Below are 13,419 nucleotides of genomic sequence, written 5' to 3' on the forward strand. Positions count from 1 at the left end.
AAATCCCGGTGCGCCGCGGGCGCGGCGTTGGCAGGATGCCCCGCATGCCGATTCTCGTACCCCCGGTACTGCCCGCCGGAACCCTCGCGCGTCTTGCGCAGCCCGTGATCCCGGCCGATGACGGTCTGCTCCTGCGTCCCTGGCGCGAGGAGGACGCCCCCGGTGTGCACGCGGCCTTCCAGGACCCGGTGCAGCGCCAGTGGCACGGCAGGTTCACCGCGTCCGAGGGCGAGGCCGCGGAGTGGATCGAGCGCTGGCGGCGGGACTGGCCGGGGGAGAGCCGGGCCAACTGGGCCGTGGCCGACGCGGACACCGGCGAGGTGGTGGGCCGGGTAGCGCTGCGCGAGATCCATCTGGAGGACGGCTGCGCGGAGGTCGCCTACTGGACGGTGGCGCGCTCGCGCGGGCGGGGCGTCGCGGTGACGGCCACGCGGGCGCTCACCCGCTGGGCGTTCGAGGAGATCGGCTTCCACCGTCTGGAACTCACGCACTCCACCGCCAACGAGGCGTCCTGCCGGGTCGCCACGAAGTCGGGGTTCGACCTGGAGGGCACCCGGCGCAGCTTCGTCCTGCACCAGGACGGCTGGCACGACATGCATCTGCACGCGCGCGTGAACGAGGGCTGACCCGGCCCTGACGGCGGGCCGGGGGAGGGGTCAGGCCGGGGTGCCGTCGCTCTCCTGCTCGGCCTCGATGCGCGCGTTCCACTCCGGCTTGGAGGCCTGCCAGCCGTCCTCGTTGTGGCCCAGGCGCCAGTACCCGGAGATGGACAGGTCCTCGCGCGGGAGCTGCCGCTCGACGCGCAGCACCCGGCGCAGCTCCTTCACGAAGGACGCCTCGCCGTGCACGAAGACGTGCGGCCGGCCCTCGGGGAACTCCAGCCCCGTGACGGCCTCCACCAGGGCCTCGCCCACGGGCCGCTCGCCCCGGTGCAGCCAGACGACCTCCACGTCGGAGTCGATCTTCTGCTCCTCCTCGGGCCCGGACACCTCCACGAAGGCGTGCGCGCGCGTGCCCGGCGCCAGGGCCTCCAGGGAGCGGGCGATCGCGGGCAGCGCGCTCTCGTCGCCGGCGAGCAGATGCCAGTCGGCGCTGGGGTCGGGGGCGTAGGCGCCGCCGGGGCCCATGAAGCGCAGGGTGTCGCCGGGGCGCACCCGGATGGCCCACGGACCGGCCAGGCCCTCGTCGCCGTGGATGACGAAGTCCAGCGTGAGCAGGCGCTGTTCGGCGTCCCAGTCGCGGACGGTGTACGTACGCGTCACCGGCCAGCGCTCGCGCGGGAGTTCGGCGCGGATGCGGTCCAGGTCGAAGGGCTCGGGGTAGCCGATCCCGGGGTCGGGGGCGAACAGCAGCTTCACGTAGTGATCGGTGCAGGTGTCGGCCGAGAAGTCGGCGAGGCCGTCGCCGCCGACCACGACGCGCTGTACGTGCGGGCTCAGCCGCTCGGTGCGCACCACCTGGGCGGTATGGAGCTTGCGCGGCTTTCGCCCCGGACGCTCTGCCATGACGGCCTCCTGCTGCCTTGGTTAGGTTTACCTAACTTAGCATCCCGATTCAAGGGACACGCTCCGGGCGCGAGGCCGGCCGGATTCGTCCGGGGAATCCCCGGCTCCCGCCGCTCGCCCCGCGCCGTGCGCCGTCACTCGCCGAGTGTGCCCAGCAGCCGCTGCAGGGAACCTCCCAGACCCCAGCGGGCCGCCAGCGCCTCCAGTGCCGCCGGGTCGCGCGGGGTGCGCGGCAGCGCGGTGTCCACGGCGGGCAGCGGGACGTCACCGGCCACCCGGACCACCTTCGGCGCCACCTCCAGATAGCCGCGCGCCTCGGTCAGCCGTCTGCGCTGGGCCGGGGTGAGCCGCGAGGCGGGGTCCTCGGCCGCCGCGACGATCCCGGCCAGGTCGCCGTACTCCGCGAGCAGCTTGGCCGCCGTCTTCTCGCCGACCCCGGGCACGCCCGGCAGACCGTCGCTCGGGTCGCCGCGCAGCAGCGCCAGATCGGCGTAACCGCGCCCGTCGACGCCGTACTTCTCGCGCAGCACCGCCTCGTCGGTGAGCTGGAGGGTGCCGACGCCCTTGATCGGGTACAGCACGCGGATCTCCCGCGCGTCGTCCACCAGTTGGTAGAGGTCACGGTCGCCGGTGACGATGTCGACCGGGCCGTCCGCGTGCGCGGTGAAGGTGCCGATCACGTCGTCGGCCTCGTAGCCGGGGACGCCGACGCGTGCGATGCCGAGTGCGTCAAGGACCTCCTCGATGACCGGGACCTGGGGCGTCAGGGTGTCCGGCACCTCCTCGGTGTCCGGGCCGGACGGCTGCTCCTCGGCGACCCGGTGCGCCTTGTAGGAGGGGATCAGCTCCACCCGCCAGGCCGGGCGCCAGTCGGCGTCCATGCAGGCGACGAGCCGGTCCGGGCGGTGGTCCTTCACCAGCCGGTCGATGAAGTCGAGCAGTCCGCGCACGGCGTTCACCGGCGTGCCGTCCGGTGCCCGGACCGAGTCCGGCACGCCGAAGTAGGCGCGGAAGTAGAGCGAGGCGGTGTCGAGGAGCATGAGTCGTCCGGTCACGCTCGCATCATGCCGTACGGCACCGACAACGCGACGCCCGTCATGTGACCTGGATCACTCTTGTGTTTGTCGCGTAAGCGTCCGGGCAGGCGCCGCCACGGAGTGGAGTAGTTGCTCATGTAAACAACAGAACGACCGCTCGTCTCCCCATCTTGCCGCCGAGACGAGAGGTATGCATGTCCGCCAGACTTGCCGCCGAGCATCTGTACAAGGTGTTCGGACCGGAACCGGACCAGGCAGTACAACGACTCGAACAGGGAGCAGACCGCGAGGAGTTGAGGGCGGAGGGCGTCACCGCCGCCGTCATCGACGCCTCCTTCTCCGTCGAGCCGGGAGAGATCTTCGTCGTCATGGGCCTGTCCGGCTCCGGCAAGTCCACTCTGCTGCGGATGCTCAACGGCCTGCTGGAGCCGACGTCGGGTCAGGTCTCCTTCGACGGCCAGGACCTCACCGCGCTCACCGCGTCCCAGCTGCGCGAGGTCCGCGCCCGCAAGATCAGCATGGTGTTCCAGCACTTCGCGCTCTTCCCGCACCGCAGCGTCCGCGCCAACGCCGCCTACGGCCTCGAAGTCCAGGGCGTACCCCGCGCCGAGCGCGAGCGCCGCGCCGACGAGGCCCTCGCCCTGTGCGGACTGGCCGGCTGGGAGGACTCCTGGCCCGACGAGCTGTCCGGCGGAATGCAGCAGCGCGTCGGCCTCGCCCGGGCGCTGGCCACCGACGCCGACCTGCTCCTCATGGACGAATCCTTCAGCGCCCTCGACCCGCTGATCCGCCGTGACATGCAGGACCAGCTCCTGGAACTGCAGAAGACGCTGCGCAAGACCATCGTCTTCATCACCCACGACCTCAACGAGGCCATGCGCCTGGGCGACCGCATCGCCGTCATGCGGGACGGGCGCGTCGTCCAGACCGGCACCGCCGAGGACATCCTGCTGCGCCCCGCGGACGACTACGTCGCCTCCTTCACCCAGGACGTCGACCGGGCCCGGGTGCTGACCGCCGGGGCCGTGATGGACACCGACGTGCGCGGCGACGAGGCCGACTGCGACTGCGAGACGGCCACGCCGGACACGCCGTTCACCGACCTGTGCGCGATCAGCGCCCGCCTCTCGCACCCCGTGGCCGTCGTGGACGGCTCGCGCGGGCTCGTCGGGGTCGTGCCCCGGCAGCGGCTCGTCGGCTTCCTCGGCGAGGAGGAGGGCGGCCCCGAACCCTGCGACAACCGGCGCGACCAGGGCGGGAAGAAGGTGACCGCCCATGCCTAGGATTCCGCTCGGCAGCTGGGTCAACGACGTCGTCGACTGGCTCACCGGCCACATGGCGTGGCTGTTCGACTTCTTCAAGACCGTCTTCCAGGGCACCTACGACGGCATCGACACCGTCCTCCAGGCGCCCCCGCCACTGATCCTCGCCGGCATCCTCGCGATCGTCGCCTTCTGGCTGCGCGGCACCGTCGCCGGTGTCCTCACCTTCGCGGGATTCGCCTTCATCGACTCCCTCGGGCTGTGGGACGACGCGATGGTCACCCTGGCGCTGGTCCTCGTCGCCACGATCATCGCCCTGGTGATCTCGGTACCCCTCGGCGTGTGGGCGGCCCGCTCCGACCGCGTCAGCGGGCTGATCCGGCCCGTGCTGGACTTCATGCAGACGCTGCCCGCGATGATCTACCTCATCCCGGCCATCCTGTTCTTCGGCACCGGAGCCCCGGCCGGCATCGTCGCCACCCTGATCTTCGCGCTCGCCCCCGGCGTGCGCATGACCGAGCTGGGCATCCGCCAGGTCGACAAGGAACTGGTCGAGGCGGCCGACGCGTTCGGCACCACGCCCCGCGACACCCTGCTGCGCGTCCAGCTCCCGCTGGCCCTGCCGACCGTGATGGCCGGCGTCAACCAGGTCATCATGCTCGGCCTGTCCATGGCCGCGATCGCCGGCATGGTCGGCACCGGCGGCCTCGGCGGCGACGTCAACGAGGCCATCGGCCAGCTCGACGTCGGCCTCGGCTCCGAGGCGGGCATCGCCATCGTCATCCTCGCGATCTACCTCGACCGGATGACCAGCGCCCTTGGCACCCAGGTCTCCCCGATGGGCCGCCGCGCCGCCGCCAAGCTGCGCGCCGCGCGCGGGGTGCGCATCGGCTCCTACCGGCCGCGTCCGGCCGTCGCCGTGATCGGCATCGTCGTCCTCGCGCTGGTCGCGGGCGGCATGGGGATCTTCGGCGGCAGCGGCGGCTCCACCACCACTGCGGACGCCGGGAACGTCGGCCAGGGCAAGAAGATCAGCATCGGCTACATCCCCTGGGACGAGGGCGTCGCCTCCACCTTCCTCTGGAAGGAGATCCTGGAGCGGCGCGGCTACGAGGTGGACGCCAAGCAGTTCGACGCCGGACCGCTCTACACCTCGCTCGCCCAGGGCGACGTCGACTTCGAGACCGACTCCTGGCTGCCCACCACCCACGCGCAGTACTGGAAGAAGTACGGCAAGCAGCTCGACGACCTCGGCTCCTGGTACGACCAGACCTCCCTGGAGCTCGCGGTGCCCTCCTACCTGAAAGGCGTCGACTCCCTCGCCGACCTCAAGGGCCGGGCGTCGCAGTTCGGCGGGAAGATCACCGGCATCGAGTCCAGCGCCGGCGAGATGGCCCTGCTCAAGTCCAAGATCCTGCCCGCCTACGGCCTCGACAAGAAGTACAAGGTCGTCGACAGCTCCACCCCGGCGATGCTCGCCGAGCTGAAGCGGGCCTACGCCAAGAAGCAGCCGATCGTCGTCACGCTCTGGTCGCCGCACTGGGCCTACAGCGACTACGACCTGAAGAAGCTCAAGGACCCCAAGGGCGCCTGGGGCAAGGGCGACGGCGTGCACACCCTCAGCCGCAAGGGCTTCGCGGCAGACAACCCCGTCGTCGGCGAGTGGCTGAAGAACTTCACCATGAGCGAGAAGCAGCTCACCGGCCTGGAAGCCGAGATCAACAAGGCCGGCAAGGGCAAGCAGCAGGACGCCGTCCGCGCCTGGCTCAAGAAGAACCCCGGCGTCGTCGACAAGCTCGCCCCGGTGAAGGACGCCGGCGGCGCCACGCCCGCCGAGGCCAAGCGCCCGGTCAACGTCGCCTGGTTCCCCTGGGACGAGGACGTCGCCGTCACCTACCTGTGGAAGAACGCCCTGGAGCGGCGCGGCTATCAGCTGAACCTGAAGCAGATGGACGTCGGCCCGGTCTACACCGGCCTCGCCTCCGGCGACCTCGACGTCAACTTCGACGCCTGGCTGCCGTACGCCCAGAAGAACTTCTGGGACAAGAGCAAGGACCGGCTCAAGGACCTCGGCACCTGGTACAAGCCCACCTCCCTGGAAGTGGCCGTGCCCTCCTACGTCAAGGGCGTGAAGTCCCTGGCCGACCTCAAGGGCAAGTCCTCCCAGTTCCACGGGAAGATCATCGGCATCGAGCCCGGCACCGGTGAGATGAACCTGCTCAAGACCAAGGTGCTGCCCGGCTACGGCCTGGACAAGGAGTACAAGGTCGTCGACGGCTCCACCCCGGCGATGCTGGCCGAGCTGAAGCGGTCCTACGCCAAGAAGGAGCCCGTGGCCGTGGTGCTGTGGTCGCCGCACTGGGCGTACAGCGAGTACGACCTGACCAAGCTGGCCGACCCGAAGAAGGCGTTCGGCGTGGGCAACACCATCCGTACGATCTCCAGCGAGAAGTTCCCGGAGCGGTACCCGCAGCTCACCAAGTGGATCAAGGGCTTCAAGATGAGCGAGGGCGAGCTGGGCAGCCTGGAGGCGCGGATCACCAAGGCGGGCCAGGGCAAGACCGAGCAGGCCGTGGCCGCCTGGGTGAAGGACCACCCGGAGGTCGTACGCCGCATGACCCCGCAGTGACCGGGGCCCGAGGTGACATGGGCCCCGCAGTGAGCGGGGCCCGCGCACCGCGCTGAGCGCGCGCCCCCTCCCGAGCCCGTGCACGGTAGGAATCCGGCCAACCACACAGCGCGACGCGGAGCCCAGGGCACCGCACACCACCCGTCCGCCCGGCACCGTCCCAGGTGCCGGGCGGACGGCGTGTACCAGGGAACACCACGGGCCGCGAAGGCATTGAACGGTAGGCCGGGGCTGTCCGGCGGGCCCGGTGGAAGGACCGGCCGGACACCGGTCACCGGACAACGGACCCGTGGTCACGGGCCCCACGCCCGCGAGACCGGACCCGGTGGCGTGAACCGTTGTGTTGGCCGTGACCGGTATGACATCGATGCGACAGACGCGCGAAACGGTTTGCCGAACATGCGTAGGGTGCAGACAACCTTGCGGACAACGTTTTTGGACAGGGGTGCCTCCGAATGGGTACCCGGGCAGCCGCGCGACGCCTGAAGGAGGGAGCCGCAGCGATGGGCGACCACAAAGAGCGACAGCCCGTGCGGGTCGGCGCGGCCGTCCGGCGGCGTCGTCGCGCGCTCGAACTCACCCTCGCGGTCGTGTCGGAGCGCAGCGGCCTGTCGGTGCCCTTCCTCAGCCAGGTGGAGAACGACCGGGCCCGCCCGAGCCGCACCTCCCTGGAGAAGCTGGCCGACGCGCTGCGCACCACCGCCGTGGAACTCCTCGCCGCCGCCGACCCCGCGTGCAGCGTCGACGTCGTACGCGCCGAGCACGTCGAGGACGGCGACTTCGCGCCGCGCACCCGCCCGCTGGTGCGCGGACACCATCAGCTGCACGCCTCCGAATTCATCGGCGACCACGACGCGGGCCGCGAGTTCCGGCACCGCAACGACGAGCTGATGTACGTCGCCGACGGCGCCGTGGAGATCGAGGCCGAGGGCCGCGCCTACCGCCTCGGCAAGGGCGACACCCTCTACCTGACCGGCGGGGTACGGCACCGCTGGCGGGCCACCGTGCCGGACACCCGGGTGATCGTGGTGGCCGTCGCCGAGCACATCGAGGCGGTCAAGGACCGGTCCCGCTAGTGCGGGTGGTCTCCCTGGTCCCGTCCCTCACGGAGGCGGTGGCCACGACGCTGCCGGGCGTGCTCGTCGGCGCCACCGACTGGTGCACCCACCCGGCGGACCTGGCCGTCACCCGCATCGGCGGCACCAAGAACCCGGACGTCGCGCGGATCACCGCCCTCGCCCCCGACCTGGTGATCGCCAACGAGGAGGAGAACCGCGCCGCCGACCTGGCCGCCCTGCGCGCGGCGGGCCTGGAGGTGCTGGTCACCGAGGTGCGCACCCTCCCGCAGGCGCTCCGCGAACTGGACCGCGTGCTCACCGCCTGCGGCGCCCGCAGCCGCCCCCGCTGGCTGGACGAGGCCGAGGCCGCCTGGACCGGGCTTCCCGCGCCGGAGACGCCCGCCACCGCCGTCGTACCGATCTGGCGCCGCCCCTGGATGGTCCTCGGCCGCGACACCTTCGCCGGTGACGTCCTGGCCCGCCTCGGCGTCCGCAACGCCTACGCCGGCCACCCCGAGCGCTATCCGCGTATCCCGCTGCCCGAGCTGTGCGCGACCGCGCCCGACCTCGTCGTCCTCCCCGACGAGCCCTACCGCTTCACCCCCGACGACGGCCCCGAGTCCTTCCCCGGACTGCCCTGCGCCCTGGTCAGCGGACGGCATCTGACCTGGTACGGACCCTCACTGGCCGAGGCTCCGGGCGCACTGGCGCGGGCGCTGCGGGCAGCCGTCCACTGAGCAGAGCGCGCAGGGTGCCGGACGCGGCGGCGGCCCAGCCGGCCAGCAGCAGGACGTACAGCGCGCCCGCCAGGACCGCGTACACCGTCAGCCCCGTGTGCCGGGCGAGCGAGGCCGCACCCGTGACACACGTGCCCACTGGGAAGGTGAACGCCCACCACGTCAGCGAGAACCCCATCCCGAGCCGCCGCGCCCGGACCACCTGCGCGGCGGCGAACGCCAGCCACAGCAGCGCGAAGCCCATGACCGGCACGCCGTAGAGCACCGCGAACACCGCGAGCCCGTGCGCGTACGGCTCCGGAACGACCCCGGGCGCCAGGTCCGCGACGGCGCCGGTCGCGGTGGTGGACTGCCCCAGCGGGCCGAGCACCAGGAACAGGGTCGGGGTGAGTGCGAGCGGCAGCGGGCCCATGAGGAGGAGGCGTCCGAGGATCAGCGGCAGCATCAGCAGGGTGGCGAGCAGGCTGAGCCCGAACAGCGCGAAGCAGCCGAGCAGCAGGGTTGCGCGCGGCTGGCCCGGCGGCAGCCACGGTACGAGGGCCGGGCCCAGCGCGGCCGACACCATCGGGGCGACCAGCGGCAGCAGCCAGACCGGGGTGGCCTGACCGGGCTCGATCCGGTGCCGTACGACCATCAGATACGGCACCGCGACCGCCGCCGCGAGCCCGACCGCCGTACCCGCCGTGAAGAGCACGGCGTCGAGCGCGACCGCCGTACCCGGGCCGAGCAGGTACCGGCCCGCCGTGAGGGCGCCCCCGCCGACCGCGAGGAGCGCCATCGACAGACAGCCGTGGAACGGGGCCGTCGCGGGGTCGAGGAGGTGGGCGCGGGCCTGGTCGCGGTGGTGGGTCCAGTGCAGGGCGCGGGCGGCGAGGAGGGCGGCCAGGAGCGCGAGGGACAGCGTCCACGCGGTGGCGAGGACGGCCTGCGGAGGGCGGACGTGCGCGGGCAGTGCGGCGCCCGCTCCGGCGAGGGCGGCGGTGCCCATGACGGCGGAGTACCAGTGGGGGCCGAGGTGCCGTACGCGGGTCGCGCGTGGGGCCGGCGGACAGAGGGCGGGGGTGACCATGGGGCCAGCTTTCCCGCCCGGAACCGGCCCGACCAGGGACCTTGTCTCTATCGGCACATAAGCTGGGTTTATGAGTGAGCGCGAGGTTCCGCTGGCGCACCGGGTGCCCGACCTGGGCGCGCTGGAGCTGCTGCTCGCCGTCGCGCGGCTCGGGAGTCTCGGCGCGGCGGCGCGGGAGCTGGGCATCACCCAGCCCGCCGCCAGCAGCCGGCTGCGGTCCATGGAACGGCAGCTCGGGGTGGCCCTGGTGGACCGCTCGCCGCGCGGCTCGCGCCTGACCGACGCGGGCGCGCTGGTCACCGACTGGGCGCGGCGGGTGGTGGAGGCGGCCGAGGCGTTCGACGCGGGGGCGCGGGCGCTGCGCGACCGGCGGGACTCGCGGCTGCGGGTGGCGGCCAGCATGACCATCGCGGAGTATCTGCTGCCCGGCTGGCTGCTCGCCCTGCACGCCGGACGCCCGGGTACGGCGGTGTCGCTGCTCGCGGGCAACTCGGCGCGGGTCGCGGAACTGCTCCTCGCGGGCGAGGCGGACCTCGGTTTCGTGGAGGGGCTGACCGTGCCGCCGGCGCTGGACTCGGCGGTCGTCGCCCGGGACCGTCTGGTCGTCGTCACCGCGCCGACCCACCCGTGGGCCCGCCGGAGCCGCCCGCTCGACCCCGGGGAACTGGCCGCCACCCCGCTCATCCTGCGCGAGCGCGGCTCCGGCACCCGGCAGGTCCTGCACGCGGCCCTCGGCGGCCTCGCCCGCCCGCTGATCGAGCTGTCCTCCACCACGGCGGTGAAGGCGGCGGCCGTCGGCGGGGCGGGGCCCTCCGTGCTCAGCGAGCTGGCCGTGGGGGAGGAGCTGGCGACCCGGCGGCTGGTGGGGATTCCGGTGGCGGGCCTCGCCCTGCGCCGCGAGCTGCGGGCGGTGTGGCCGACCGGGCACCGGCCGACGGGTCCGGCGCGTGAACTGCTGGCGCTCACGCGGAGTTGAGCCGCACCGGGCTCAGGAGGCCGCCTCCACCAGTTCCCGCACGACCCGCACGTCCTCGCCCATCTCGGGGTGCCACTGCACGGCGAGCACCCACCCCTCGGCCGACGGGAGTTCGACGGCCTCCACCGTGCCGTCGGCCGCGTGGGCGGCGGGGACCAGGCCCCGGCCCAGGCGGTCCACGCACTGGTGGTGGTACGTCGGCACGTGTGCCGTCTCCTCCGGGGCGATCTTGGCGTACAGCGTGCCCGGCACCGGGGTCACCGGGTGCGTGCCGAAGACGCCGGTCTCCACCACGTGGCCGTCCAGGTGCTGCACGAGGGTGCCGCCCAGGGCGACGTTCAGGAGCTGCATGCCCCGGCAGATGCCGAGGAGCGGTACGCGTGCCGCCAACGCCGCCTCGATCAGGGCCAGTTCCCAGGCGTCCCGCTCGGGGGCGGGCGGGCCGGTGCGGGGGGAGCGCTCCGCGCCGTAGCGGGCCGGGTCCACGTCGGGGCCGCCCGCGATCACCAGCCCGTCGAGGCGGGCCACGGTGGCGGCGGCGCGGTCGGGGGTGTCCGGCGGGAGCATGGCCGCGATGCCTCCGGCGCGCTGGACGAGGCGGGGGTAGGCGGCGGGCAGCAGGGCCGCGGGCAGCTCCCACACGCCCCAGCGGGCGGCGCCCTCCAGATAGGTGCTCACGCCGATCAAGGGCGGCTGTCCGGTCACCCGTCGTACAGTCACACTGCGCTCCCGTCGTGCAAAGGTATCCCCTCCTACCTTTGCAGAAGGCGGCTCGCGTGCCGAAGGCGGCTCACGTACAGCGGGCAGCTCGCGTCCAGAAGGCGGCTCGGGTGCGGAGGGCGGCTCACGCCAGGAAGCCCCGCAGCAGGGCCGCCGTGCCCGCGCAGTGCTCGCGCGCGATCTCCCGCGCGGCCTCCGCGTCCCCGGCGAGCACCGCCTCGACCAGGGCGGCGTGCTGGCGCTGGGAGTGCTCAAGGTTGCGGACCAACAGGGGGATGCAGTCCAGGAGTTCGTTCACGCCCGCGCGCACCGCCGCGTACTGCGCGGCCAGCGAGGGCGAGCCGCACAGCTCGGCCAGGGTCAGATGCAGCAGGGTGTCCAGGCGGCGGTAGTCGGCGAGGGGCGCGTCGTGGGTGCGCTCCAGGGCGTGGCGCAGCCGGGCCGCGCCCTCCTCGGTGAGCCCGTGTGCCGCGCACAGCCCGGCCGCGCCGGTCTCCAGCACCTCACGGAAGCGCAGGACGTCCTCGATGTCCACCTCGGCGATCCGGCGCCGCAGCTCGTCCTCGCCGCCCGCGTCCGCGCGGGGCCGTACGAACGTGCCGCCGTAGCGGCCGCGCCGCGATTCGACCAGGCCCTGGTCGTGCAGCACCTTCAGGACCTCGCGCAGGGTCACCCGGCTGATCCCGAGACGTTCGGCTAACTCCCGCTCAGCGGGCAGCCGTTCACCGCCGGGCACCAGTCCGAGGCGGACCACCTGGAGGATCTGCTCCAGGGCCTCCTCGAAGCCGTTGCCCGCGCGGACGGGGCGCAGCACCGCGCCGAGGCGGTCGGCGGGCTCGCGCGCGCCGGCTTCCCGTACGCCGGTTTCCCGTGCGCCCGCTTCCCGTACGTGGGTCTCCCGTATGTCGGTCTCCCGCGGCATCCGGCCGCGCCCCCTTCCCAAGCAATGGTCTCCGGCAATACCTTATGGCCACCTGCCCGGCCACACCGCGCGAAGGAGCCTAAGGAGGCTTTCTGGTGGCAGACCGCACACCCCCGCTGACCGTCGAGGAACTGCGGGCGCTCGTCGCCGGCGGCGAGATCGACACCGTCGTCCTCGCCTTCCCCGACATGCAAGGGCGGCTCCAGGGCAAGCGGTTCGCCGCGCGCTTCTTCCTCGACGAGGTACTCGGCCACGGCACCGAGGGCTGCAACTACCTCCTCGCCGTCGACACCGAGATGAACACCGTCGACGGCTACGCGATGTCCTCCTGGGACCGGGGCTACGGCGACTTCGCCATGCGCCCCGACCCCGCCACCCTGCGCCGGCTGCCCTGGCACCCCGGCACCGCGTTCCTTCTCGCCGACCTCGCCTGGGAGGACGGCTCCCCGGTCACCGCCGCCCCGCGCCAGATCCTGCGCCGCCAGCTCGACCGGCTCGCCGCGCTCGGCTACACCGCCCAGGTCGGCACCGAGCTGGAGTTCATCGTCTTCAAGGACAGCTACGAGCAGGCCTGGGACGCCGACTACCGGGGCCTGACCCCGGTCAACCAGTACAACGTCGACTACTCCATCCTGGGCACCGGCCGCGTCGAGCCCCTGCTGCGCCGGCTGCGCAACGACATGGCGGGCGCCGGGCTCACCGTCGAGTCCGCCAAGGGCGAGTGCAACCCCGGCCAGCACGAGATCGCCTTCCGCTACGACGAGGCGCTGGTCACCTGCGACCAGCACGCGCTGTACAAGACCGGCGCGAAGGAGATCGCCGCGCAGGAGGGCGTCTCGTTGACCTTCATGGCGAAGTTCAACGAGCGCGAGGGCAACTCCTGTCACATCCACCTCTCGCTGGCGGACGCCTCCGGCGGCAACGCGATGGCCGGGTCCGACGGCGGCATGTCCGACGTGATGCGGCACTTCCTCGCCGGACAGCTCGCCACGCTGCGGGACTTCTCCCTGCTCTACGCGCCCAACATCAACTCCTACAAGCGTTTCCAGCCGGGCTCCTTCGCGCCCACCGCCGTCGCCTGGGGCCACGACAACCGCACCTGCGCGCTGCGCGTCGTCGGCCACGGACGCTCGCTCCGCTTCGAGAACCGCCTCCCGGGCGGCGACGTGAACCCCTACCTCGCGGTCGCCGGGCTCGTCGCGGCCGGGCTCTACGGCATCGAGCAGGGCCTCGAACTGCCCGAGCCCTGCGCGGGGAACGCCTACGCCGCCGAGTACGACCACGTACCCGCGACCCTGCGCGAGGCCGCCGACGTATGGGCCGCGAGTCCGCTCGCCAAGGAGGCGTTCGGGGAGGAGGTCGTCGCGCACTACCTGAACATGGCACGCGTCGAACTGGCCGCCTTCGACGCGGCGGTGACGGACTGGGAGCTGCGGCGATCGTTCGAACGGCTCTGAACCGCACATCCCCGACCCCCGTGAACCGGACCCGCGAAAGGTCACCC

General features: G+C 72.6%; 12 protein-coding genes. 7 read left to right on the forward strand and 5 right to left on the reverse strand.

The genetic code is table 11. From position 1 onward, the window contains the following. Positions 1-44: 44 nt before the first annotated feature. Positions 45-626: a GNAT family N-acetyltransferase gene (locus AB0898_RS05035; protein ID WP_366801427.1), complete on the forward strand. Its 582-nt coding sequence runs from the start codon at positions 45-47 to the stop codon at positions 624-626. A gap of 30 nt (positions 627-656) precedes the next feature. On the opposite strand, the gene AB0898_RS05040 is transcribed toward AB0898_RS05035, so the two are convergent. Together AB0898_RS05040 and AB0898_RS05045 are read right to left on the reverse strand one after the other, a co-directional pair. Beyond that, on the reverse strand, positions 657-1,505 hold the full coding sequence (locus tag AB0898_RS05040) for a siderophore-interacting protein (RefSeq protein WP_366801428.1): 849 nt from the start codon (positions 1,503-1,505) through the stop codon (positions 657-659). Between the two features lie 134 nt (positions 1,506-1,639). Further along, the gene (locus AB0898_RS05045) at positions 1,640-2,560 is read right to left on the reverse strand and encodes a 5'-3' exonuclease (protein WP_366801429.1); all 921 of its coding nucleotides are present in this window, start codon (positions 2,558-2,560) and stop codon (positions 1,640-1,642) included. A gap of 176 nt (positions 2,561-2,736) precedes the next feature. Between AB0898_RS05045 and AB0898_RS05050 the strand changes: the two genes are divergently transcribed. From AB0898_RS05050 to AB0898_RS05065, 4 genes are all read left to right on the forward strand, one after another. Beyond that, positions 2,737-3,825 (forward strand): betaine/proline/choline family ABC transporter ATP-binding protein, encoded by a 1,089-nt coding sequence (locus AB0898_RS05050; protein WP_366801430.1) that lies wholly within the window; start codon positions 2,737-2,739, stop codon positions 3,823-3,825. After that, positions 3,818-6,433 (forward strand): ABC transporter permease/substrate binding protein, encoded by a 2,616-nt coding sequence (locus AB0898_RS05055; RefSeq protein WP_366801431.1) that lies wholly within the window; start codon positions 3,818-3,820, stop codon positions 6,431-6,433. Before AB0898_RS05050 ends, AB0898_RS05055 begins: the two co-directional genes overlap by 8 nt. A gap of 503 nt (positions 6,434-6,936) precedes the next feature. After that, positions 6,937-7,509 (forward strand): XRE family transcriptional regulator, encoded by a 573-nt coding sequence (locus AB0898_RS05060; protein WP_366801432.1) that lies wholly within the window; start codon positions 6,937-6,939, stop codon positions 7,507-7,509. Beyond that, the gene (locus AB0898_RS05065) at positions 7,509-8,228 is read left to right on the forward strand and encodes a helical backbone metal receptor (RefSeq protein ID WP_366801433.1); all 720 of its coding nucleotides are present in this window, start codon (positions 7,509-7,511) and stop codon (positions 8,226-8,228) included. Before AB0898_RS05060 ends, AB0898_RS05065 begins: the two co-directional genes overlap by 1 nt. On the opposite strand, the gene AB0898_RS05070 is transcribed toward AB0898_RS05065, so the two are convergent. After that, complete coding sequence (locus AB0898_RS05070; protein ID WP_366801434.1) at positions 8,140-9,297, reverse strand: C4-dicarboxylate ABC transporter; 1,158 nt, start codon at positions 9,295-9,297, stop codon at positions 8,140-8,142. The two genes, AB0898_RS05065 and AB0898_RS05070, sit on opposite strands and share 89 nt — an antisense overlap. 70 nt (positions 9,298-9,367) lie before the next feature. On the opposite strand from AB0898_RS05070, the gene AB0898_RS05075 reads away from it, so the two are divergent. Continuing rightward, positions 9,368-10,273, forward strand: coding sequence for a LysR substrate-binding domain-containing protein (locus AB0898_RS05075; RefSeq protein WP_366801435.1), 906 nt, complete (start codon positions 9,368-9,370; stop codon positions 10,271-10,273). Between the two features lie 12 nt (positions 10,274-10,285). Here AB0898_RS05075 and AB0898_RS05080 read toward each other — a convergent pair whose 3' ends face one another. Together AB0898_RS05080 and AB0898_RS05085 are read right to left on the reverse strand one after the other, a co-directional pair. Next, entirely contained in the window at positions 10,286-10,993 is a 708-nt protein-coding gene (locus AB0898_RS05080; protein ID WP_366801436.1) for a gamma-glutamyl-gamma-aminobutyrate hydrolase family protein, read from the reverse strand. A 124-nt stretch (positions 10,994-11,117) separates the two neighbouring features. After that, complete coding sequence (locus AB0898_RS05085; RefSeq protein ID WP_366801437.1) at positions 11,118-11,915, reverse strand: FCD domain-containing protein; 798 nt, start codon at positions 11,913-11,915, stop codon at positions 11,118-11,120. Between the two features lie 95 nt (positions 11,916-12,010). On the opposite strand from AB0898_RS05085, the gene AB0898_RS05090 reads away from it, so the two are divergent. Next, a complete protein-coding gene (locus AB0898_RS05090) occupies positions 12,011-13,372 on the forward strand; it encodes a glutamine synthetase family protein (protein WP_366801438.1) in 1,362 nt (453 codons plus the stop codon). Positions 13,373-13,419 lie beyond the last annotated feature (47 nt).

Source organism: Streptomyces sp. NPDC005435 (assembly GCF_040703155.1).
Classification (GTDB): domain Bacteria; phylum Actinomycetota; class Actinomycetes; order Streptomycetales; family Streptomycetaceae; genus Streptomyces.